We start from the raw sequence: 24,668 nt of genomic DNA, 5'->3' as shown, positions 1-24,668 counted from the left end.
CTAGCCACTTAGTATTATTATTACATGAGATCTTAAAAAAGTCCTCAGCTTAGGATCAGTAATATTGGTAGCAGAAACAGTAATATATGTACTTATTAATTGCGGGCTATTCATGAAATTTGAAATAGGTAGAACAATATTTTTTAGTTATGCGTAACGGTCGCCGTTTAATATAGGCATATGAAAACTTTTAACTGCTTTAATTTGTTCTAAAGTTATGCTTTGGCTACTTAATTTGGCTTTACTGTTCAATGGTAAGGACAAAAAAATATTCCAATTATGAAGAAAAACAGTAATTTCAGCAGAAGATTTTTTTTAAAGACCACTGGCGCCCTTACTTTACTGGCGACCCTTCCGGCTTCTTTAAAAGCGGCCTACCTACAGGTGAAACAATTTATTGTTCCTGCCAAGCGCACAGTTCCTTTGACGTTACAGGTTAATAAAAAGGCTTACACGCTTGATTCGGATACAAGAACTACCTTGCTGGATCTTTTGCGTGAAAACCTTGGCCTTACCGGTACAAAGAAGGGCTGTGATCACGGTCAATGTGGCGCCTGCACGGTCCATGTGGATGGCGTAAGGGTTTTAAGCTGCCTGACTCTTTCTGCCTCTACGGTCGGAAAAGAGGTAACCACGATTGAAGGAATTGCCGATGGTGAGCAACTGCATCCGATGCAGGAGGCTTTTATTGCATGTGATGGTTTTCAATGTGGCTATTGTACACCCGGGCAAATTATGTCGGCTATTGCCTGTGTAAAAGAGGGTCACACGCATTCCGTTGAGGAAATTAAAGAATTTATGAGTGGCAATCTTTGCCGCTGTGGAGCTTATAACGGTATTGTTCAATCTATTCAAAAAGTAGCGCAATCATGAAACCTTTCGAATTTATAAGAGTAACCAATACCAAAACTGCACTTTCTCATAAAAAAGATCATGTGCAGTATATCGCGGGCGGAACAAATCTGGTCGATTTGATGAAAAAGAACGTGCATCTTCCGGATACTGTTGTAGACATTAATGATGCGCTTATTCGTACAATAGATACACATGACAAAAATATTCATATCGGTGCTATGGTTCGCAATACTGAAATTGCGACCGACGCGAAGGTATTAAAGGATTTTCCGTTGCTTGCAAAAGCTGTTTTGGCTGGAGCTTCTCCGCAGATCCGAAATATGGCTTCTACAGGAGGTAATATCTTGCAACGTACCCGTTGTCCATATTTCTACGATACCACGACCCACTGCAATAAGCGTGAACCGGGTACCGGATGCAGTGCATATGCTGGAGAAAATAGGATGAGCGCCATAATTGGTTATAGTAAAGATTGTGTTGCTGTACATCCATCTGATCTCTGTGTCGCATTTGTTGCATTGGATGCTGAAGTACACGTGATCACAAAAGATCAAAAAGAGACTGTTATTCCGTTTCAGGAGTTTCATCGTCTTCCGGGAAATGATCCTCATCTGGACAATAATTTACCGGATCATGCTTTAATTTCATTTATTAAAATTTCAGAAAATCCATTTGCGAAACATTGTGCTTATCTTAAGATCAGAGACCGGGCTTCTTATGCCTTTGCTCTGGTTTCGGTAGCTGCTGCACTGCACTTGGACGGTGACCGTATCGTTGAAGCTCGGCTAGCCTCTGGTGGTGTAGCACATAAGCCTTGGCGCTGGCTGGAAGCTGAAGAGTTCTTGATCGGTAAAAATGCCACTGCTGCTGTATTTAGTGAGGCCGCCGCCATGATTGTCGCGGATGCGCATCCCTTGGCACAAAATGGTTTTAAAGTAGGCATGCTGAAAGGTGCTGTGGAATCTGCACTGGCACAATGCCTGCTGGCTTAATCTGTAGCAAGGAATAACGTTTTTTAATAAAAATGAATGGGTTTTTACAAAATAATGTAAAATGAAAGACTTGAATCAACAAAATATAACCATACCTGAAGGGCGCGTCGAAGCACGGGATAAAGTGACCGGGAAAGGAAAATATGCAGCCGAATATGCGGTGGATAAGATGTGCTATGCTGTTTTAGTGGGAAGCACGGTTCCCAGTGGCAAAATTAAAAATATTGATCTGTCCAAAGCGAAACAAGTAAAATCTGTACTTGGTTTTGTATCCCATCTGGAAAAACCTGCAGTTCCTGGGTTTGCGACGGAGGCGTTGATGAAAGAATCGCGTTTTGGTCTTCCTGTATTTCATACAGACACCATTTATTTCAAGGGACAGCCGGTCGTACTGGTTATGGCGGAGACACTTGAGGATGCCACTTATGCGGCATCGCTGGTAGAGGTGCAGTATGAAAAGACAAAATTTAATGTTGATTTTGACTCTACCTACGCACAGATCCCACTGCACGAAGCGGGTAAAGAACGCGGAAATCTCGAGAGCTGGCGAGATGCACCTCATGTGGTGGAGGCCGAATATGAAATTAAAACGGAGGTACATCACCCCATGGAAATGCATGCCACGATCGCTGCATGGACTGGTACCGATCATCTAAAACTCTACGACAAGACACAGGGAGTGAATAATGTACAACAGGTGATCGCTCCTTTGTTTAATCTGAAAAAGGAACAGGTGGAGGTCATGAGCGAATTTGTCGGTGGTGGTTTTGGCTCTGGTCTACGGGTTTGGCCTCATGTGCTGGCTACCGTTATGGCAGCCAAACAGGTGGGACGTCCCGTAAAATTAATGCTGACAAGACCGCAGATGTTTATCGGTACCGGTTATCGTCCTGCTTCCTGGCAGAAAATTAAGCTTGGAGCAGATGATCAGGGAAAATTTATGGGTATCCATCATCAGGCCCGTAATGAAACATCGTTATATGAACGGTTTTCAGATCAGATCACACGGATAACGCGTCTGATTTATGATTTTGAACATCTTAAGACTGAGGATGCACTAGTGCCGTTAAATATCAATGCAGCGACCTGGATGCGTGGTCCCGGTGATTGTACGGGAGATTTTGCAGTTGAATGTGCCATCGATGAATTGAGCTATAAATTGAATATGGATCCCGTAGCGATCCGAGCAAAAAATATTGCTGTAACGCATCATCCGGATTCTAAATTACCCTGGTCATCAAATTATTTAGTAGATTGTATGAACTTAGGTGCCCAGCGTATCGGTTGGGAAAAGCGGAATCCACAACCTAATAGCATGCAGGATGGCGACTGGTATATTGGCTACGGGATGTCTGTGGGAATGTGGAATGCCGGACGAAATAAAACGAGTGCCGCCATAAAAATGAAAAAAGATGGAAGTCTGATCATTCAGACTGCAATGACCGATATCGGTACAGGAACAGGGACGGGTATGAAAAATATTGCCCATGAGATAACCGGGATTCCGAAAAATAAAATAACAATCGAACTTGGTCATTCAAATCTCCCTCCAGCGCCCAGCCAAGGTGGAAGTACTGGAATGTCTTCTGTAAGCGGGGCTGTTGTGGAAGCAGTCCGTCTGCTGAAAGAAAAGCTGTTAGCCTATGCCGCTAAACAAGACCAAAGGTTCAAGGATGTACAGGAAGATGTCTTAGTGCTGTCTGAAACTGGTTTATCTTTGAAAAATGATACAACTGCAACTATTCCTTTGGATACCTTGTGGAAGCAAAATAACTTAGATGAATTAGTGGTAGAAGCAACCTCAGGTCCCGGTGAAGAGCGTAAGAAATATGCTTTTTGCTCGTCTGCTGCTCATTTTTGTCAAGTAAGGGTCAATGTGAAAACGGGAAAGGTCATGGTGACAAAAATGGTCTGTGTGGCCGATGGAGGTAAAATTGTAAATGAAAAAGCGGCGGCCAACCAGATGTCAGGTGCAGCTGTAGGTGGTATAGGAATGGCACTTATGGAAGAGCGGCTGCTGGACACGCGGATCGGTGGAGCTATTGCTGATGATCTGGCAGGGTATCATTTTCCTGTTAATGCCGATGCACCGATAATTGATGTCAGTTTTATCGGTAAAGCCGATCCCAACATCAATCCGACAGGGGCAAAAGGTTTAGGTGAGGTGGGAATTATCGGTACTGCCGCTGCAATTGCGAATGCGATTTACAATGCCACGGGCAAAAGATTACGCAGTTTACCCATTACTCCTGATAAAATATTAAGTTAATCATAAACATTAGTTTAATTTATTTATTCTTTTGTAGTATAAGTTTTTATATAATTGTTTTAATTTGAATTTTGTTTGATGAGTGAATTAAAAACCATAATTGCCGCATACGATACCGCTGAAGCGCAGGGTTATAAAACTGTGCTGGCCACAGTGGTTAAGGTAGAGGGTTCATCCTACCGGATGCCAGGTGCACGCATGCTGGTATCCGAATATGGAGAGATGACCGGAGCGATCAGTGGGGGATGTTTGGAAGGTGATGCGCTTCGCAGGGCGATGCTAGCGCTCCAGCAGCAAACTAATAAATTGGTAACTTATGATACCACAAATGAAGCCGATGCAACCCTCGGTATACAATTGGGCTGTAATGGTATTGTACATCTACTATTTGAATATATTGACCCGAGCGATCCTCAAAATCCGATTGCCTTATTAAAAAAAACAACCAATAAACGGGTACCAGCACTTGTGGTCACGATCTGCTCATTGGATCGCTATGCTGAGCAGCCCGGTACATGTGGTATACGACTGGAAAATCAAACCGTTTTAAGAGCCAATCCGCTTATTGCAGGTGAAGATATGCTTGCTTATATGGAGCAGGTATGCAGAAGTAAGGCAACGATGCGAACGGTTTTAGAATATAAAAATGTGGATTATGAGCTATTATTGGAATACCATATTCCGCCAATTCATATGGTCATTGTGGGGGCGGGAAATGATGCACAACCGGTAGCTGCGATGGCGGCTATGCTTGGCTGGGAAGTAAGCATTGTTGATGGTAGGGCCAGTCACACAGCAGTTGATCGTTTTGCTGCAGCAAAACAAGTGATCACTGCAGCTGCCAGTGAGTTTCTGCATCAGATCGATATCGATGCCTATACCGCAGTGGTTTTAATGTCGCACAATTTCAATTATGACAAAGATCTTCTCAAGCATTTACTACAGACATCTGTTTCTTATATTGGCTTATTAGGACCTAAAAAACGGTTTCAACGTTTGCTTAACAAATTACAAGAAGATGGTTGCATCATAGAAGAAGCTCAGCTGGCAAAAATGCATGGCCCTGTCGGTCTTGATATCGGAGCTGAAACTTCGGCGGAGATTGCACTCTCGATTATTGCGGAGGTAAAATCTTTTTTCCACAGCCGATCTGCGGCATCTCTTCGTGACCGCGCAGCTAAGATGCACGAGAATATTCCAATCCTTTAATCATTATTATGCTATTCGATAAATTTGGCCGTCAACATACTTATCTCCGTATATCGCTTACGGACAATTGTAATCTGCGCTGCTTTTACTGTATGCCAGAAGAGGAGTATGCTTTCGCCGCGCATGCCAAACTGATGCAACCCGATGAAATTTTATCGATCGCTAAAACTTTTGTATCGCAGGGGATTACAAAAATACGCTTAACAGGTGGGGAACCATTTGTACGGAAAGATGCAGCTCTGATTTTGGCAGGACTGGCCACCTTACCGGTGGAACTGACCTGTACCACCAATGGGGTTAGGGTAGATGCTTTACTGCCTGTAATCAAAGCGGCCAATTTTAGCAGTATCAACATCAGTCTAGATACCTTAAATACCGAAAAATTCCATAAGATAACAGGCAGAAATCTTTTTGACCGTGTTTGGTCAAATATTGGTCTGTTGCTGGAATCCGGAATAACCTGTAAATTGAATGTAGTGGTAATGAAAGGGTTGAACGATAATGAAATTATTGATTTTGTCGCGCTTACCGAAAAATGGCCATTAGAGGTACGTTTTATTGAATTTATGCCTTTTTCTGGTAATAAATGGACCAATAATCAGGTGTTTACTTTGCGGGAAATAAAAGATGTGATCCAAAAAAGTTATACCATCCACGAACAGGTGGGGAGTATACACGATACAGCAAAACATTTTCATATCGCAGGTCACCGTGGATCATTCGCCGTCATCAGTACCATGAGCGAACCTTTTTGTGCAGGCTGCAACCGGATCCGTTTAACGGCAGATGGTAAATTGAAAAATTGTCTCTTTTCTACTCATGAAACAGACTTACTTACCGCCTATCGGCAGGGACAGCCAATATTACCGTTGATACAAGCGAATATCGAGGCAAAGGCTTTTGCTCTAGGGGGCCAATTAGCCACTGATTTTACGCAAATAGATGCGGATAAATTACAAAATAGAAGTATGATAACTATTGGAGGATAATGCAGGATACAGGTATAATAATATTAGCAGCGGGTAGTTCCTCACGCTTAGGGACTGCAAAACAACTTCTGGATTATCAGCAGAAGCCATTAGTTCAACATGCTGTAGAACAGGCGATGTCGAGTGACCCTGCTTGTGTGATCGTAGTGGTGGGCGCTGATGCCGAGGCCGTTGCAGGAACACTTGTTGACCATGATGTAAAGATCTGTTACAATGATGATTGGTCTACAGGAATGGCCTCGTCTATCAGGAAAGGAATAGAGGCGTTATTAAACGATCATCCATTGTTAACTCGGTGCATCTTTTCAGTATGTGATCAGCCCTTTCTTGAGGCTCATCATTTTATGCAATTGCATGAAAATCAGTTGGAAAGTCAGAAAGGGATTATTGCATCGGCCTATGCGGATACCTTGGGCGTGCCGGTGCTGTTCAGTAACTTTTATTTTCCATTATTACAGCAGTTGCAGGGAGATCAGGGTGCTAAAAAAATCATAGCCGCATATCCTGATGATGTTGTTGCAGTTGCTTTTGATAAGGGATCAGTCGACATTGATGAACCTGCTGATTTAAGATATTTAATACAGGAAATGGTTTCAGTATCGGAAGCAAAAGCGATCATTAAAAAACATGCCCATTTTGTTCGCACTGGAATAAAAACTTTATCTGAGTCTTTAGGATATACTGTTGCAGAGCAGATTATATCAAAATATGATATTCCTGGTTTTAGGCAGTCTTCGATGGATGGCTATGCGTTGAAATTTGAGGACCACAATAACCGATTGGAAATTGTGGGCGAAATGCGTGCTGGAAAACAGTCGGATGTAACGCTATTGTCCGGACAGGCGATGCGCGTCTTTACGGGTGCACCCATACCAACGGCGGCAGATACCGTGGTCATGCAGGAACGGGTATATCGCGAAGGAGATTGGATCACGGTTGCTGATGAGCAATTAACTCTTGGCATGCATGTCCGTGAAAAAGGTAGCGAAGCCGAAAAAGGCACATTGGCCCTTGCACAGGGAACTGTATTGACGCCTGCTGCACTGGGTTTTTTAGCAGGTATCGGCTGTGAGAAGCTGCTGATTTTTGAACCGCCAAAAGTTGCCATCATTGTGACAGGTGATGAACTGAAGGAATTGGGTCAGCCACTTTTCTTTGGACAGGTATACGACTCAAACTCGATTCAACTACGTGCTGCACTTCAAAAAGCAGGTATCGAAACGGTTCAGGTTTTTCACGCTACAGATGATCCTGCCGCATTGGAAAAGATCTTGGGACAGGCATTGTTAGCTTCGGATCTGGTGCTGCTGGTGGGAGGCGTGAGTGTGGGTGATTATGATTTTGTGGTGCAAAGTGCTCTGGCGCAGTCGGTGCGGCCTCATTTTCATAAAGTGAAACAGAAACCAGGAAAACCATTGTTTTTTGGAACTAAGGATGAAACAGTGGTTTTCGGATTGCCAGGAAATCCTTCTTCAGCGCTAACCTGTTTCTACCTGTATGTTTTACCGGCTATTGACCGGATGATGCAACGACCTGATTCCGTTTGCTACAGCAAAGCCGTGACTACAGTTGATTATCCAAAAAACAGTGGATTAACACATTTTATAAAAGCTCATTCAATGGAGGGTAAGGTATTGCCCCTGCATGCGCAGGAATCTTATCGTCTACAATCTTATGCCCAGGCCAATTGCCTGCTCGTGATACCGGAAGAATCTACTGGTATTGTGGCAGGTGAAGAAGTCCAAGTAATCGTATTGCCTTAAAAATCTATGGATACCGAAATTTTTTTTATTATTTTATTTATTGTTGCTTTTTTATATGCCTCTGTTGGGCATGGCGGAGCGAGCGGTTACCTGGCTTTAATGGCTCTTTATGGCGTGGCGCCGCAAGAAATGAAACCTACAGCGCTGTTTTTAAATTTATTTGTTTCCTTGACTGCCTTTATTCAGTATTACCGCGGAAATCATTTTAAGAAAGAGATTTTTATACCCATAGCGCTGGCATCTATACCTTTTGCTTTTCTGGGCGGTATGTTATCGATCGATGATCATCTTTATAAAAAAATATTAGGAATTTTACTGTTGCTGCCGATCGTTCGATTTTTCTTTTTTAAGAATGTGGAAGACGATCGTCTGGTACCTCCAGTAAAATGGATTTCGATATTGTTGGGTGCTTTCATAGGGCTTCTGTCAGGAATGATCGGTATAGGTGGAGGCATAATCCTTTCACCTATTTTGATCTTGTTGCTATGGACCAACCAAAAGCAAACGGCGGCAATCAGTGCCGCATTTATTTTTGTCAATTCTTTGGCTGGACTGGGAGGAATGTTGACGCAGGGTATTACGTTGACTTCCAATATGATTTTATATATTGTGGTAGCATTCAGTGGTGGGCTTTTGGGTGCTTATTTAGGTTCTAAAAAGTTTAATCAGGATGTTTTAAAATATGTACTGGCAACAGTGTTACTCGTTGCCGCCTATAAATTGCTCTTTACTTCGGCATAGCTGCGCGGTAAGAAAGCAATAGTGATTAGAATTGGATAGATGTGTCTTGACTTTTGACGAGCATGATCCCTATGGGATGTCTCATCAGATAAAAAGAATGCTTAATTTGAATAAGAGATGAATAAGATTAAAGTACTTGCATTTGGACCGCTTGTAGAAATTATAGAGAAAGAGTTCTTTATGGAAGCAGTGGATACGGAAAATTTGTTAACAAGTTTGATCCAGCAGTTTCCTTTACTCGAGAACCGTAAAATGGTGCTTGCAGTGAATGGAAAGATTACAAAAGAGGTGGTTCTGTTACAGGAATCAGATACGGTAGCACTTCTGCCACCATTTTCGGGAGGGTAATATGCATTGGGATCCACGATATGAGCGGCATTACAGTTTACCAGGTTTTGGTTATGAGGCGCAGGAAAAGCTTACCGCGGCTCAGGTACTTGTTGTCGGAGCTGGAGGTTTAGGCTGTCCGGTACTGCAGTATCTGACTGCGGCAGGTGTAGGGCGTATCGGTATCGTTGATTTTGATTCGATAGAACTGAGTAATCTGCAACGCCAGACCCTATATAGCACCGCAGATCTTGGGCAGTTAAAGTGCGCAGTTGCTGTGCGGAAGCTAAGCGAAAATAATCCGTCTATCACAATCGTTGGACATCCTGTTTTGCTTGATGATAGCAATGATAATGCTATTGTTTCACAGTATGATATAGTTGTTGACTGTACGGATAATTTTGCGGTACGTTATATTATAAACGATTGTTGTACACGTTTGAAAAAACCGCTTGTTTTTGCGGCGATCTATCAATACGAAGGGCAGATAGCAATCTTTAATGTCGCTGATGATGATGGAACTGTCTGTCATTACCGCGATCTATTTCCACAAGTCCCGAGTGCTGAAGAAGCTCCAAACTGCTCAGAAAATGGTGTATTGGGTGTTTTGCCGGGGATTATCGGACTGATGCAAGCCACCGAAGTGTTGAAGTTAATAACGGGTATAGGAGAGCCCTTGGTCAATAAGTTAATGACTTTTAATGTTTTGACCTATCAGTCCATGATCTTATCGATCACTCCGAATTCTGAAAGGGCTAAAGTTTATGCTACAGAAAAGAGGGTGGCTACTCAGCAGGACCGACACTTGGGACAGGATATCAGTTTGATCTATCCGCATGAAATTGAATTCTATCTGCAGGATAAAAACGTCAGTCTGGTTGATATCCGGGAAACCTATGAGGAACCTCCATTTCCGATCGCGACACAGGAGATCCCTTTGTCTGCACTGTTTGACCGTTTGGATGAATTAAAGACCGCACATATTATTATGGTGTGTCAAAGCGGAAAACGCAGTTTACATGCCGCGGGAAAGCTGAAAGCGCATTTCGGTTCCGCAAAGAGGGTAAGTCACCTGGCGGGTGGCATTATTTCATATTTAAGTACTAATAAAGCAGAATAAATGAAAAATATATTTGTGCAGGGAGCCATTTCGCCACATCAGATCGCGAAGAGTATTGCAGCACATAGCAGTAAAACAGCTATCGGTGCCCACGAGTTATTCTTGGGACAGATCAGGGCCGATGTGGTAGACGGTAGATCCGTAGCCGCAATTGAATATACAGCTTACGAACAGATGGCTATAGAAAAAATGGATACCATCAGAGAGGCAATGTTTGCCAAGTATAAGCTTATCTGTATGCATGTGTACCATAGTTTAGGGACGGTGCCTACTGGACAGCTGTGCCTTTTTGTATTCGTATCTTCTAAACACCGTGCAGATGCGCAACAGGCTTGTCATGAGATTGTGGAGCAGATTAAAAAGGAACTTCCGATCTGGGGAAAAGAACTATTTGAGGACGATACACATCAGTGGAAAAAAAATAATTGAGATGGTCGATATTACACATAAATCCGCTACGTTGCGTAAAGCGGTAGCAACAGCATCTGTGGTTACTTCACATGGCCGAACGGTAGATGCTATCAAAAATGGTCAGGTTCCAAAGGGTAATGTTTATGAGTTTGCCCGTGCGGCGACGTTGCTTGCCATAAAAAAAACAAGCGATATCATCCCGGACTGCCATCCGTTGCCGATTGAATATGCGGCAATAGATTTTGAGATTGAAGAACTTACAATTAAGATTTCGGTAACTGTGCACACGATCTATAAAACCGGTGTAGAAGTCGAAGCGATGCATGGTGCTTCTGTCGCCGCACTGGTGCTGTATGATATGTTAAAACCGATCGATAAACATGTTGAAATCGGCTCGATTCGTTTATTGCACAAGTCGGGCGGAAAAAGTGACCATGCGCATCTGTTAGAAAACAGGAAGATCAAGGCAGCAGTTGTTGTTTGCAGTGATTCGGTCTATTCAGGTGAAAAACAAGACCGCTCGGGATTTGTATTGCAAGAGTTACTGGAAGATTATGGTATAGACGTCGTACGATTTGAGGTTGTGCAAGATGAAATTGATGCTATTCAACATCAATTGACGGTTTCCAGGGAATTAGGGGTCGATATGCTGATCTATACGGGTGGGACTGGAGTGTCTTATCGGGATGTTACGCCAGAGGCTGTGGAGCCTTATTTAACCAAGAAATTGCCGGGTGTAATGGAAATCGCAAGACAGTATGGACAGCAATTTGTAAAAACTGCTATGCTTTCCAGAGCGGTCGCAGGTTTTGCAGACCGAATGCTGGTCTTGACCTTGCCAGGGTCAACAAATGGTGTGAAAGAAAGTGTGAAAGCTTTATTTCCACAGATACTGCATGTTTTTCCTATTCAGGATAATCAGGGACATGGATAGCTTTTTAGCGCTATGCACGAAGTTTGGTCACAATTTTCTTGATCCTATCCAAGGTATAATCGATGTCATGGTCAGTTGTAAACCGGCCTAAACTAAACCGTATTGCACTGAGATTATCTTCATTCTTTAGTCCCATAGCCCGCAATACCGGAGAAGGTCTGTTTGTTACGGATGAACAGGCTGAGCCACTGGAAACAGCGATATTGCCCAGGGCTAGTATCATTTCTTGGGAATGGAGACCGCGCAAACTGATATTTGTGGTATTGAATATACGTTTGTCCAAGTGGCCGTTCACAAAAGTCTCATTGATTTCCAAAATGGATTTTTCCAAGGCATCGCGTAACTTTAAAATCAGTTTATTCTGATTTGCCATCTCCTGGTTTGCGATGGCAGCGGCAGTTCCAAGTCCTACAATACCCGGGACGTTGAGTGTGCCACTTCTCATACCTTTCTGTTGCTGACCACCATGCAGTAATGGTCTGAGTGATCCGACAGCAGGATTGGTATATAAAGCGCCAATACCTTTGGGACCATAAAATTTATGTGCTGAAATCGGCATAAAATCGATTTGCATCTGCTTTACATCGATAGGAATCTTGCCGACAGCCTGCGTTGCATCGCACAGAAACCATGCTCCGGCCTGATGGGCTAGGGTGGCAATTGATGGTATATCTTGCATAACACCTGTCTCATTGTTCACAAGCATGACACAAACCAGCGCCGTATCTGTTGTAATGCTATCCTCCAGCGTTTTTAAATCGATGATGCCATCTTTGTCTACAGGCAGATAGGTGACAGCATATCCCTTAGTTTCCATGTAACGACAACATTCAAGTACGGCATTGTGTTCTGTGGATGCACAAATGATATGTTTGCGGTGACCATAGGTGAGCCCCTTTATCGCCATATTGATCGCTTCTGTCGCTCCTGAAGTAAAGGTTAGTTCGCTTGTATGGCAGTTAATTAAATGGGCAAGATCTTGCTGAGCAAAATCAATTTCTTCCTGAACCTGCAATGCGAAAAGATGGGGACTGCTGGGATTGGCGTACTGCTGCTTGAAAAAGGGCAACATCCGTTCTAATACCCGATCATCAACGGGTGTAGTGGCATTATAGTCGAGGTATACGATTGATGACTGCATAGCCATAAATGTACTGAATTAATTTGAGAGGATGGGTCCAAAAAGCATCGTTTTGCTTGTAATCAACAACCCCATTTACGGATTCTTCTACCAATATTACTGTTTTGTGCTGTGCTCGATAATGTATAGGTGAAAAATACATATTTTTAAGACTAAGATCATGATGTGATGGCTTTTGAAAGTGGAGAGCCAAAGCATCTGAAAGAAAGAGGATAAGCCCAAAATAAACAAATGATGAATACAGACTGTTATATAACAACTAACATACACAATTATGGAAACCATTCGCATTAACAAAAAGGAATACGAGGTCGTTATTGATAAAGAAATGCCACTGCTGTGGTTTTTACGTGATGTCGTCGGTTTGACTGGAACAAAATACGGCTGTGGAGTAGCACAATGCGGTGCTTGTGTGGTCCATATGGACGGTGAAGCGGTAAGATCCTGTGTTACAAAAATGAAACGCGCAGTTGGCAAAGAGGTGATCACGATTGAGGGTCTTTCTGAAAAAGGTGACCATCCATTGCAAGTTGCCTGGAAAGATGTGGATGTGCCCCAATGTGGTTACTGTCATGCCGGTCAAATCATGTCGGCAGCTGTATTATTACGTGAACGGCCGAATCCAACTGATCAGGATATTGATGATGCCATGACCGGAAACATCTGCCGTTGCGGAACTTATTCTCGAATTCGTCAGGCCATACATCATGCTGCATCATTGCAAAAGAAATAAATGGTTATGTATAGATGTGTAATCTGCTAAAAAATAGCTCATGAAAATATTAAAAAATATAAGAAGCAAAGGTACTTACAAGCTTGCATTGACTTTGGGTGTCATCGGTCTGTTTTTAACGGTTCTGGTTTCTGCTTTTACAAGTGATTCCCGATCTGAAAATACATTAGAACCGAATATCAGGGTCAAGAAAGATAGCATACAGTCTGTTGAAGCGTTTAAAAAAGTATATGCTGTGCTACAGAGTCCCCGATGTGTGAATTGCCATCCAAGCGGTGATATTCCGCTTCAGGGTGATGAGCGCAAGTTGCATGCGATGTTTCCGAAACGCGGGCCTGAAGGAAAAGGAATGCTGACCATGAAATGTAATAACTGCCATCAGGATGAAAATACAACAGGATTGAAAACTCCGCCAGGAAGTCCGAATTGGCATCTTCCACCTGCGGATATGAAAATGGTCTTTGAAGGAAAAAGTGCATATGAATTGGCTAAGCAGTTGGTAGACCGAAAACAAAATGGAAATAAAGATCTAAAAGCATTGATAGCGCATGCGGATGATGGATTGGTAAAATGGGGCTGGGAGCCCGGAGAAGGAAGGACACTGCCTCCGATTAGTCATGCTGCTTTTAAAGAAGCTTGGATTACCTGGTTGACAACAGGTGCTTATGCTCCCACGAAGTAATTATTTTTTCAAAAAATCAAAGAAATAAGCGATGACAACAGATAAAACGACGCTAGGCAGAAGATCTTTTTTAAAAGCCGCGCTTTTAGCAGGTGGCGGAATGATTTTACATTTCAACTGGCCGGGTGCTGGAGCGATGGCAAGTGAGCCAGGACCAGTAGCCGATGCTATAATTGAATTGAACAGCTATATCAAAATTTACCCAAATGGTGATGTACTATTATTTAATCCCAATCCTGAATTTGGACAGAATGTAAAGACATCTCTTCCGATGATCCTCGCAGAGGAACTGGATGTAGCCTGGGAGAAAGTAACGGTGGAGCAGGCTGATTTTTTTCCAGAAAGATATGGACGCCAGTTCACTGGTGGTAGTCAGTCGGTTCGTCAGGCTTGGCCGGTGTTGCGAACAGCGGGAGCTACTGCACGGCAGATGCTCATCATTGCAGCTTCTGAAAAATGGGCGGTACCGCTAAGCGAAATTCATACAGAAGCTGGTGTCATTTTCCACAAAAAAAGTGATCAAAAAATAACTTACGGTGAAATTGCCTCTCAGGCAGCCCAAGTTCCGTTACCAAAAGATGTGAAGTTAAAGGATGTGGCTGATTTTAAAATAATAGGTTCGTCAAAGCAGAATGTGGAACTGGATAATATTGTAACTGGTAAACCCTTGTTTACCAGTGACTATAAGCAGGAGGGTATGCTGATTGCTATGATTGTACATCCTCCAGCCTTTGGGCAGGAGATCACAGCGTTTGATGATACTGCAGTACGTCAAATGCCGGGGATAAAGGATGTTTTTCTGATTGAACCGCTCGCAAAGGACTATACGCGCAATTATTTTGATACGATGAGTTTCGGCAGCTTAGCTGTAGTTGTGGGTACTTCTACCTGGGAAGTGATGCAAGCAAAGAAAAAACTGCAATTGGAACTGCAAACGGCCTCAAAAAGGAAGAATAAAGACACGCTTCAACTGGAGAGTACAGCTGGTCATTATGCAGATATGGATCGATATGCGAAGATTCCAGGGGAAGTTAAACGTAAGGACGGAGATCCGGATGCTGCATTTAAAAATGCTGCCCGCATCATTGAGCGAACGTATACAGCACCATTTTTGGTTCACAATACCATGGAGCCCGTTTCCTGTTTTGCTCATGTAACGGCAGATCAAGCGGAATTATATGCGCCTATCCAGGCACCGGAGGTCATCACAACGACGTTGGTGGCCCGATTGGGGTTGCCTAAAGAAAAGATAAAGATTAAGCTCGCCCGTATGGGTGGCGGTTTTGGACTCAGGGCTTATGGACATCATCTGGTGGAGGCCGCCGTGATCTCTCAGAAATTAAATGCTCCTGTGAAATTGATGTATACCCGTGAAGATGAAGCGACCTATGGTATTTACAGACCTACTTACAGTGCAACATACCGGGCGGCTTTAGATGAAAATAACCAGTTGATCGGATTTCATGTCAAGGCTGGGGGAATACCGGAATCTCCGCTACATGAAAATAGATTTCCGGCGGGAGCGGTTGATCATTATCTTGCCGAATCCTGGGCGGTTGATTCCGACATCACGATCGGAGCTTTTCGTGCACCGCGATCCAATTTTATGGCTAGCGCAGAGCAGTCATTTTTGGATGAACTGGCTGTTGAAATGAAAAAAGATCCGATCGATTTTCGTCTGGAATTACTTAAAAGGGCGAAAGAACGTCCTGTTGGACAACGTAATGATTATGATGCATCAAGGTACGCAGGTGTCCTGCAATTGTTGAAGGAGAAAGCCAGTTTACTAAAAAAACCCGATGGTACAGGGAGAGGCATTGCGGCTTATTTTTGCCATAATACCTATGCCGCGGCTTTGGTCGATATAGGCGTTAAGAATAATGAACCCTATGTTGTACAGGCGATTGCAAGCGTCGATTGTGGTATTGTGGTAAATCAGGATGCAGCCGTCAATATGGCGGAAGGTGCGGTGATTGACGGTATTGGAAATGCACTATACGGAGAACAATTGTTCGCAGATGGAGTACCGCAGAAAAGCAACTTCAATACTTATCGGATCATTCGTATGAGTGAGTGTCCAAAACATATCGAAGTTCATTTTGTGCAAAATCAGGAAAACCCCACAGGTATGGGAGAGCCGGTATTTCCGCCGATGTTCGGTGCTGTTGCCAATGCTCTTTTTCACCATACTGGTAAACGATACTATAACCAACCTTTTATGAAACAATACTTAGCTCACGGAACGCAGGGTTAATTCTCTATTAGCCTTTCGTCTAATTGGAGGATTGATCGTATTTATGAAAATTAAAGAACATCAGTTTTAAAATAAAAACAATAAAAAATGAAAAAAGCTATTTTTGGATTACTCTTATTTGTCTTGACAATACAGTTGTCTTTTGCACAAAAAATGAATGCAGTAGAAGAAGTGAAGGAACTGTCGAAATTGAAGTGGCAGTGGATGGCTGATAAGAATGTCGATAAACTCGCAGCATTATTCGATGATAAGTCAAAGTTTGTTCATATGAGCGGAACATGGAAGAAGAATGAAGAACTCGACATTATAAAAACCGGTAGAATCTGGTATAAGAATGCCGCTATTCATGATGTAGCGGTCGAGATCGTAGGCGATGTTGCAATTGTTTGGAATAGAATTACCTTAACAGCTGATGTGCGTGGAAATGATGCAGTAACGGAGTTTACGGTAACGGAGGTTTACAAAAAGCAAAAGAAAGATTGGAAGATGCTGGCCATGACGTTTAGCAGTGTGCGTGATACGCATAAAATCGAACATTAAATAAGAACTTAAATTTTATACAGCAATAAGTTTTACAATATAAAATGACATAATAGAAATTGAGCGTAAATCTCTTTTTCTATTATGCCATTTTTCTAATCATTTCATTATAGATTACAAGAATGCAGGGTGATCCAGTTTAACCGCTATGCGGTTTGCTGCATTGACCAGTCCCACATGACTGTAAGCCTGTGGGAAATTGCCCCATTGACTACCGTCTTGCTCATCGACATCCTCACTGAATAATTTAAGGTGATTGCCGTAACCGATCAGCTGCTTGAATACCTGTTGCGCTTCTTCCAAACGCCCTACACAGGCCAGTGCTTCCACATACCAGAAGGCACATACTAAAAATGTTGATTTCGGTTTTCCAAAATCGTCTTTATGCAGATAACGGTAAAACAGCCCATTTTCTCCTTTCAGCTCTTCTTCCAAAGCTTCGAGGTGACGTTTTGCTTTATCACTAGCGGGATCTAGATAGTTCATCATGATCAGCTGTAGGGTAGAAGCATCTAAATTGGGGTTTTTCGTAGCCGTTGTGTACACACCGCGCTCTTCATCGTAGCAGCTTTCAATATGCACACTGGCGCGTTCCCGTAATTCTTGTGCCTTAATTTTGATTTCCTCAAAACCGTACTGTTCGGCAATTTTTAAAGCTGCTGTCGCACCGGCCCACTGAAACAGATTGGAATAGCAGTGTCTGTTTTCAAAATTCCGGAATTCCCAGATCCCCGCATCGAACTCATCGATGGTGCTTTCAATTTTCTTCAGAATATAGTTGGTCCAGGATTTGGCCAAACCGGTATTCTGATGACTGAAGCGGTGGTCGGTAAACATCGGCAACAGGGCAAGCAGTGCCTGTCCGTAGACATCATTCTGAATGTGCTCAAAAGCCTGATTACCCAAGCGTACGGGCTTATTTCCTAAGTATCCTTCCAGATGATCCAGTGTGGTTTCTGTCAGCTGATGCTGACCCATGATGCCGTAGAGCGGTTGCAGCCGTCCGCGATCGGTCTGTGTAATGTTGGCAATGTAAGAGGCGTATTTCTCCATCTCTTCAAATTGCCCGATGTGGCTCAGGGCAGTCAGTACATAGTAGCTGTCCCGCAACCAGCAGTACCGATAATCCCAGTTACGGCCACTTCCCGGATGTTCAGGAAGACTTGTCGTACTGGCCGCGATCAAAGCACCTGTATCTTCATATTGATGCAGCTTGAGCACGAGTGCAGAACGGATCACTTCTTTCTGGCAGAAGGACGGTATAGAGGCATTTTTTACCCAACGTTGCCAATAACCTTTGGTTCTGCTTAAAAAATCTTCTGCGGTACGTTCAATCGGAGCCTCAAATGGGCTCCCGAATGTCATGACCAGATAAACCGTACTGCTCAGCACATGTGGAATATCATCGAAAAAATGGCTGACCGGCATATTGGTGGCCAAGCGCATTTTGATATCCTCCTGTTCAAATTGGATATGGTTGCTGCCTCGGTTTTTCGTGAATCCCTGTTTTCCGTATTGATATTTGGGTGTACAGCGCACACGGATCTTTGGCCTACCGGTGAGCGGTTCTACTTTACGCACCAGCATCAACGGTTTGTAATAGCGTTCGTACTGCTCAAAACGTGGGGCAAAATCGGTGATCCGATAACTGCCTTCTTCGGTTGTCAACGTCGTACATAAAATATTGGTGTTTTCAATATATTGCTGATCGGTATTCGTGATTTCTGAAGTGGGGAGGATCGAAAATTCACCGCCATTCTCCTTGTCCAATAAACTTCCAAATACAAATGAATCTTCAAAGGTCGGCCAACATAGCCAGGTAATATTGCCGGTGATATTGACATGGGCAATGTAGGAACAATTGCCGATGATACCACTATTATATTTATGCTTCACTGTTTTGGTCATAAGTTTCAATTTTTTTAATTTCTGAATCTGATCCGTTGATCTGTTGTTGTTTTACTCTATTGTAAGCAAAGTATTCTATAAGCTGAACGGCTTCTTGCTGTGTATCTACATAAAACTGCGCCGCGGACTTTTTATTGCCCACCTTGATGGTAATCGCATCGGCAGGGAGCTCTAAAAACATATCTTCATCCGTAGCATCATCACCGATTGCAAAGATAAAATCGGGGTTATAGCTGTTGACAATTTCCATTGCTGCTTTACCTTTATTGAGCTCACTATTTTTGACTTCAATCACTTTATCGCCCATTAATAACTGTAAGCCATGCTGTTGTACTAAATAGCGTAAGCTCTCCACTAATTCCAGCGCGCGAAGCTGCCCAAGCCCAGGCTGTGCTTTACGGTAATGCCAAGCTAAGGAATAAGATTTTTCCTCAATCACACAACCAGCTGTATTGTTGGCAAACTTGCTCATGATATGTTTCACCGGGATTTTCCATCGCGTAGATAAGATTGCACCGCTTTGCCATTTGTGCGTCGGATAGTTGCTCCATGCGCCATGTTCTGCTACCAGAAAATACTGTCTATCGGAAAACCAGGTGTCGAGTGTCTCATGTGGTCTGCCACTAATAATCACGACTTGACTGGCATCATTTTCTTGCAGCAGATTTAAGGTGTCGTAAAGCGATTCTGTTGGTATTGCCGCAGCGGCATCGTTTTGAAAACCGATCAGGGTTCCATCGTAGTCGAGGAAGAATAACCTTCTGGTGGCTCGGTTATATTGATCGAGTATCGCGAGTTTGGTCTGTTCATTGATTCTTCGGGCCATTTCATTCTGCTGAAATAACTTGATTTCGCGGAGCCTGTTGAAAAATAGACGCACCCAGTGTCTAACATTAAATTTCTTGACAATTTCAATGCTGTCATTGAGTCGCATACGCTGTTCAGAAACGGGCATCTGTAAAGCTTTATAAATGGCTTCGGTAACCTGATCTGTTGCATTGGGATTAATATGGATGGCCTGTGTCAATTCTTTTGCCGCGCCTGCCAGTTCGCTTAAGATCAGCACACCATCGGTATTCTCCTTACTGGCGATATATTCTTTACACACCAAGTTCATACCGTCACGTAACGAAGTGATCAGGCAGATATCTGCTGCCACATACAAGGCCGATAATTCCTCCAATGGAAATGAATTGTAGAAATAGGCGATTGGGGTCCATTCATTGTTACCAAAAACAGCATTGATATGGCCTACAGTTCGGTCTATTTCATCCAGTAATTGTTTGTACTGCGCAACATGATCCCGTGAAGGAACTACGATCATATAAAGAACTACCTGTCCTTTTAACTCTGGATATTTAACCAATAAATTTTCGTAGGCGAGCAAGCGTTCAATGATGCCTTTGCTGTAGTCAAGGCGATCGATGCTGAGTATTATTTTCTGATCTTTATAATAATCTTTTATTGCTTGCGCCCGTGTCTGAATGGGCTCGCTATTGGCGAGCTGCGAGAATTTATCAAAATCGATACCCATCGGGTAGACCTCAGTAAAAATACTTCTTCCATCTGTATGCAGGCAATTGTTCTGAACATTTAGGCCAAGAATATGTGCACAGGAATTCAAAAAGTGCTGGGTATCATTGAAGGTATGGAATCCGATTAGATCGGCACCAAGCAGTCCGTTTAGGAGCTCATTGCGCCAAGGGATGCTCCTAAATACCTCATCATTTGGAAAGGGGATATGTTGGAAAAAACCGATTGCAATAGTAGGATACGATTTTCTGACTAATTGCGGCAGGAGCATTAATTGATAATCATGGATCCAGACTTCATCTTTTTCCTGCACATTTTGCTGATCGACTACTGCTGAAAATTTTGCATTCACTTTTTGGTACATTTCCCAGTCCGGCGTGCGGTATACAGCATAAGATGGTCTATAATGAAAAACGGGCCATAAGACTTCATTCGAAAATCCTTCGTAGTATCCTTTTAATTCCTCTTCGGTCAAAAAGACTGGAATAAGATTATGTTCGGCCAATCCTTGGGTAATGATCTCTTCTTCTTGTGTATTTAAGGGAATAATTCCGGGCCAACCAATCCATATGTTTTCATCGCTCTTGTAAACGGAACCTAAACCTGTTGCCAGTCCACCTTCACTTGGGATAAACTGAAGTTCATTGTCTTTACGTTCAATACGTATGGGTAATCTATTGGAAACGATAATTGTTCTTTTCTTATACATGGTTTTCTCAGATTTTGGACGATCTTGTAATGTGTAGGCCGTCGGTTTTTAACGCGCTAATTATTATTTAAGTTTTGTGCTACAATGGGGTGTTTATTATTTGGATAAAGCCTGGACTACTGCACATTTTTGTTCCATGCTGCAGGTTCAATGCCCATATCTTTTTGTAGACTGGCCTTGGACAGGGAGGCAAGTCATCTGTTTTTAGTGTTTTGAATAGTGTTGATGTGTTCATAAATATATGATGTTCTATAGTATTTTGCGATCTCGTGCGCCTGGAGAGGCTTTATACGGATTGCTTTAAATCACAGCTGTATACAAGCGAATTTCCAGCCAAAAAAGCGTTTAAAAGTTTAATAAAAGCCATCTTTAATATAGCGGGTATTTATACCTGTTGTATAGTCATTTTATCTATAGGGATGTGACTGATAGTGTATTAGCAATATAGTCTTGCTCCTAAAGGACCTTAGGCAGTGAAACGTCTTTGGAAATGTCAGTATTATTTGCGTGCTGGTTGCCAAAATTGGGTATTTATACCCCCTGAAATAGTGCGGATCTCTGCTATTAAAATAAATATTATCCTATCTGGAAATGTCTATAATGAACTATTGGGGTGTCCAAGTTGTTTGTAAATAAAGTTTTCACTTCATCACCACTAACAATTAACATATATGATGGAATATATTGATACGACAACATTAGACAAAGTTGGTCAGTTTTTAAAAGATAACCAGCTCAAGGTCTTTATAGGAGAAAGTATGACGGGTGGTTTTCTCGGCAGTGTGCTGAGTATGCAGACGGACTCTGGATCTTATTTCTTAGGAGGAGTGACGAGTTATGCGACAAGTGTCAAAAAGTCTTTGTTGCAGGTGGATGATCATAGCATTTCTTACTTTACTCCAGAGTCATCGGAAGTCACGTTTGAAATGCTGGAGGGGCTTAAAAAATTAGTGGAGGCCGATGTTTATGTGGCGATAACCGGGATGGCTTTTCCGGATTCATCCACTGAACATCAAGCTGAGGTGGGCGATATCTTTATAGCCATATGCTTTAGTGGTATCCATATGCGAAAAACACTGCACTGTGTAGACTGCGATGCTGCCCAGATTTATATCACCGCAGTCAACCATATTATCCATGAACTGTACCGGTTCACCCTTGATCTGGATGATTAGCAATTTTTTTACAGATCATCTAAAAGCATACTGGGTGGGAATTCTTCAACAATAGGGAAGTAGAGGTAAACGGTCGTTCCTTTTTCTTCTTCAGAATCTATTTTGATGGTTCCCCCTAATCTTTCCATAATACGCTTCACTAAGGAAAGACCTACACCTGTTCCTTCGATGTGATCCACATTTTTTCCCCTTTTAAAAATCTCAAATATGCTGTGCAGGTTTTCTTTGGGAATACCGATACCCTGATCTTTTATCTTATAACAGACCTGCTCATCTTCAAAATAGCTGTCAATGTGAAGCTTTACGCCGGCGGTGCCAGGACTGTACTTGATCGCATTGCCGATGATATTACTGAAGATCTGATACAAAGCACTTTTCTCACCCCATACCGGAAGCAATTTACCGTAATCAACCGTTGCTAAAGCGGGATTGTGCAGGATAATACTTTCTTTATAGATCTGATCCAATGTGTATGCCATCGGAATCGGATCTTTCGTGAAGGTTCCGGTTTTACGTTGGGAAAGTAACACGACATTGTTGATGATACTTTCAATACTTTCCGTGCTGGCGATCAGATTGCTGTACCATTTTTGCAGTGCTGCGGGATTGAGAGACTGTTTACTGTTCTGTAAAAATTGGATCCCCATTTTGAGAATGGATAATGGATTTTTTAAATCGTGGGAAAGTGTAAAGGTTAACATCTCCAATTCATTGTTGAGTGCTAACAGCTGTTCACTCCATTGTTGTTTGTCTTTTAATTTTCCAACAATGGATTCCTTTAAAATTTGATTTAGGCGTAGTACAAAACTGATTTCGACATCGTTCCAAGGGGTAGCGATATCGTAATTAACACTTTCAGTGAGGTCTATCTGTTTAATCCCATCGTTGCCATCTGTTTCCGGAGTGACATGCATCTCCATTACATTGCTCACGGTTTCTTTTCGGAACCAAATCAGGACCTGATCACTCAAAAGCCCTATCTTAAGATACATAAGCCCTGCAAAAGGTAATTGTCCTTTAATCTTTTCCCCATGGCTTTCTCTAAAATTATTATCCTTAAATAAGGCTTTTTCGGAGTGGGTCTGAATAAAGGTTATGATCTCATATAGCTGTCCTTTATTCGGACAGATCCCGTGAAAATAAACATCACCCTGATTAAATATGGCCAGACCGTCTGCATTGACCATGTCCATGATGGTACCCATATGTTGCACAAGGGCACAATTGGCCGTCTTGTATTTTAACAAATCAATTTTCAGATTGACTTCCACGTCTTTTAGAAGTTTGCCTCGCTCCAACAGATCCTGATTGATGTAGTTTTCATATTTACTGGTGGCATTTTGGATCATAAAAGTACAGAGCTTTCGTTGCTGCAGATCGATATTCTTTTCTTTGTGATGATGCCCAATTAAAAGCCCCCAAAACTGTCCACCTACATGTATAGAAAAAAACAGGGCACTTGTAACTTCCTTTTCCGATAGGAAGAGCCGGTGCAGTTCAGGAACTGGAGCCAACTGACTCTCCAGTAGATTGATCTTTGGATCAATGGAATAGAACTGTTGCTGGTTATCCCGTAGATTGGGACTATAGCGGTATGAACACATGCTGTAATAGGGGAAAACCTCTTTCGGCATAAAGCTTTTCGAGAATTCCATATTCCTGTAATATGCTTTCCCGTCTAACGTATCTTCTGCAATGACCTGGCTATAGCCCGTTTCCTGCACCTGAACGACAAATACATGGTCATAATGAAGGATCCGGTTAATAGCGTGGCAGACCAGATCCCAGTTGTTGGGTTTTATGGTGTCTAAAAGGAAACTAAACTCATTTATTTTTTTTGCCGAAGTATATTTTTTATACTGCTCCTCCCATTCGATAAACAAATGATCATCGTGTAAACTTAATTTGAGATAGATTCTTTTATTTGGTAATTTGAGGGGCAAGATCTGTCTCGGATATTTTTTATCCCGTATATTTTCCAATACCTGACATATTTTTACAAAATGTTTTCCAAATAAATCAGCAAAATAGAGATCAAATTTAGATCCTAAAATGAGATTATGTTCTGTTTGATTGACCGTATGAAGAACATTTTCGCTTACTCCTGTGATATGAAAATCAAAATCAAGGACAATGAGACTACCAAATTGTTGAATAAAGTTAATGGGTAAAGGCACGTTGTTTTCCATTTTATTAATTGCGTTGGAGCATGCTAAATTTAATAAAAAAAATGAATTACTTCCATCAGTGGAGGCAGTATTGAATTATTAATTCTTAAAAAAAAATTAAATGTTTCCTAAATATAAGGATTAAAATAGGAAAAACTCTTTTTTTTATTTTAATCAATTTTTTATTTGATTTTTTTGTTTGAACATTCATACAC

20 protein-coding genes are annotated in these 24,668 nt (G+C 42.2%); 16 read left to right on the top strand and 4 right to left on the bottom strand.

All coding sequences use genetic code 11. The features are described 5' to 3' along the window. The first annotated feature begins 279 nt into the window (after positions 1-279). From M2265_RS02650 to moaCB, 11 genes are all read left to right on the top strand, one after another. The gene (locus M2265_RS02650; protein ID WP_132768025.1) at positions 280-873 is read left to right on the top strand and encodes a (2Fe-2S)-binding protein; all 594 of its coding nucleotides are present in this window, start codon (positions 280-282) and stop codon (positions 871-873) included. Next, a complete protein-coding gene (locus M2265_RS02645) occupies positions 870-1,847 on the top strand; it encodes an FAD binding domain-containing protein (protein ID WP_132768027.1) in 978 nt (325 codons plus the stop codon). The genes M2265_RS02650 and M2265_RS02645 overlap by 4 nt, the downstream gene beginning before the upstream one ends. Positions 1,848-1,908: 61 nt before the next feature. Next, positions 1,909-4,116, top strand: a complete 2,208-nt coding sequence (locus tag M2265_RS02640; RefSeq protein ID WP_132768029.1) for a xanthine dehydrogenase family protein molybdopterin-binding subunit — start codon at positions 1,909-1,911, stop codon at positions 4,114-4,116. Positions 4,117-4,194: 78 nt separating this feature from the next. Beyond that, the gene (locus M2265_RS02635) at positions 4,195-5,325 is read left to right on the top strand and encodes an XdhC family protein (RefSeq protein ID WP_132768031.1); all 1,131 of its coding nucleotides are present in this window, start codon (positions 4,195-4,197) and stop codon (positions 5,323-5,325) included. A gap of 8 nt (positions 5,326-5,333) precedes the next feature. Then, a complete protein-coding gene (moaA, locus tag M2265_RS02630) occupies positions 5,334-6,314 on the top strand; it encodes a GTP 3',8-cyclase MoaA (RefSeq protein WP_132768033.1) in 981 nt (326 codons plus the stop codon). Beyond that, positions 6,314-8,077 (top strand): gephyrin-like molybdotransferase Glp, encoded by a 1,764-nt coding sequence (gene glp / locus M2265_RS02625; protein WP_132768035.1) that lies wholly within the window; start codon positions 6,314-6,316, stop codon positions 8,075-8,077. Before moaA ends, glp begins: the two co-directional genes overlap by 1 nt. Before the next feature lie 6 nt (positions 8,078-8,083). Beyond that, the gene (locus tag M2265_RS02620) at positions 8,084-8,818 is read left to right on the top strand and encodes a sulfite exporter TauE/SafE family protein (protein ID WP_021191760.1); all 735 of its coding nucleotides are present in this window, start codon (positions 8,084-8,086) and stop codon (positions 8,816-8,818) included. 117 nt (positions 8,819-8,935) lie between these two features. Then, positions 8,936-9,166, top strand: a complete 231-nt coding sequence (locus tag M2265_RS02615) for a MoaD/ThiS family protein (RefSeq protein ID WP_132768037.1) — start codon at positions 8,936-8,938, stop codon at positions 9,164-9,166. Between the two features lies 1 nt (position 9,167). Beyond that, on the top strand, positions 9,168-10,265 hold the full coding sequence (locus tag M2265_RS02610) for a HesA/MoeB/ThiF family protein (RefSeq protein ID WP_132768039.1): 1,098 nt from the start codon (positions 9,168-9,170) through the stop codon (positions 10,263-10,265). After that, positions 10,266-10,694, top strand: coding sequence for a molybdenum cofactor biosynthesis protein MoaE (locus M2265_RS02605; RefSeq protein ID WP_132768040.1), 429 nt, complete (start codon positions 10,266-10,268; stop codon positions 10,692-10,694). 1 nt (position 10,695) lies between these two features. Continuing rightward, positions 10,696-11,610, top strand: a complete 915-nt coding sequence (gene moaCB, locus M2265_RS02600) for a bifunctional molybdenum cofactor biosynthesis protein MoaC/MoaB (protein WP_243655370.1) — start codon at positions 10,696-10,698, stop codon at positions 11,608-11,610. 10 nt (positions 11,611-11,620) lie between these two features. On the opposite strand, the gene M2265_RS02595 is transcribed toward moaCB, so the two are convergent. Continuing rightward, positions 11,621-12,751, bottom strand: coding sequence for a cysteine desulfurase family protein (locus M2265_RS02595; RefSeq protein WP_207902339.1), 1,131 nt, complete (start codon positions 12,749-12,751; stop codon positions 11,621-11,623). A gap of 274 nt (positions 12,752-13,025) precedes the next feature. Here M2265_RS02595 and M2265_RS02590 point away from each other — a divergent pair, with 274 nt between their 5' ends. From M2265_RS02590 to M2265_RS02575, 4 genes are all read left to right on the top strand, one after another. Next, positions 13,026-13,484 carry a (2Fe-2S)-binding protein gene (locus tag M2265_RS02590; protein ID WP_132768046.1) on the top strand — a complete coding sequence of 153 codons (459 nt, stop codon included), beginning with the start codon at positions 13,026-13,028 and terminating at the stop codon, positions 13,482-13,484. Positions 13,485-13,524: 40 nt separating this feature from the next. Further along, on the top strand, positions 13,525-14,166 hold the full coding sequence (locus M2265_RS02585) for a hypothetical protein (protein ID WP_132768048.1): 642 nt from the start codon (positions 13,525-13,527) through the stop codon (positions 14,164-14,166). Between the two features lie 31 nt (positions 14,167-14,197). Then, on the top strand, positions 14,198-16,420 hold the full coding sequence (locus M2265_RS02580; RefSeq protein ID WP_132768050.1) for a xanthine dehydrogenase family protein molybdopterin-binding subunit: 2,223 nt from the start codon (positions 14,198-14,200) through the stop codon (positions 16,418-16,420). A gap of 87 nt (positions 16,421-16,507) precedes the next feature. Continuing rightward, complete coding sequence (locus tag M2265_RS02575; protein WP_132768052.1) at positions 16,508-16,960, top strand: nuclear transport factor 2 family protein; 453 nt, start codon at positions 16,508-16,510, stop codon at positions 16,958-16,960. 114 nt (positions 16,961-17,074) lie between these two features. On the opposite strand, the gene M2265_RS02570 is transcribed toward M2265_RS02575, so the two are convergent. Both M2265_RS02570 and M2265_RS02565 read right to left on the bottom strand, forming a co-directional pair. Then, on the bottom strand, positions 17,075-18,868 hold the full coding sequence (locus M2265_RS02570) for a glycoside hydrolase family 15 protein (protein ID WP_132768054.1): 1,794 nt from the start codon (positions 18,866-18,868) through the stop codon (positions 17,075-17,077). Further along, positions 18,846-21,110 carry a bifunctional alpha,alpha-trehalose-phosphate synthase (UDP-forming)/trehalose-phosphatase gene (locus tag M2265_RS02565; protein ID WP_132768056.1) on the bottom strand — a complete coding sequence of 755 codons (2,265 nt, stop codon included), beginning with the start codon at positions 21,108-21,110 and terminating at the stop codon, positions 18,846-18,848. Before M2265_RS02565 ends, M2265_RS02570 begins: the two co-directional genes overlap by 23 nt. A gap of 671 nt (positions 21,111-21,781) precedes the next feature. Here M2265_RS02565 and M2265_RS02560 point away from each other — a divergent pair. Then, complete coding sequence (locus M2265_RS02560; protein WP_132768058.1) at positions 21,782-22,285, top strand: CinA family protein; 504 nt, start codon at positions 21,782-21,784, stop codon at positions 22,283-22,285. An 8-nt stretch (positions 22,286-22,293) separates the two neighbouring features. On the opposite strand, the gene M2265_RS02555 is transcribed toward M2265_RS02560, so the two are convergent. Next, the gene (locus M2265_RS02555; RefSeq protein ID WP_132768060.1) at positions 22,294-24,474 is read right to left on the bottom strand and encodes an ATP-binding protein; all 2,181 of its coding nucleotides are present in this window, start codon (positions 24,472-24,474) and stop codon (positions 22,294-22,296) included. Positions 24,475-24,668: the final 194 nt, after the last annotated feature.

This window comes from Sphingobacterium kitahiroshimense (genome assembly GCF_025961315.1).
GTDB lineage: Bacteria > Bacteroidota > Bacteroidia > Sphingobacteriales > Sphingobacteriaceae > Sphingobacterium > Sphingobacterium anhuiense.
Note: the sequence above shows the minus strand (reverse complement) of the source record. Positions and strands in the feature narration are given on the sequence as shown.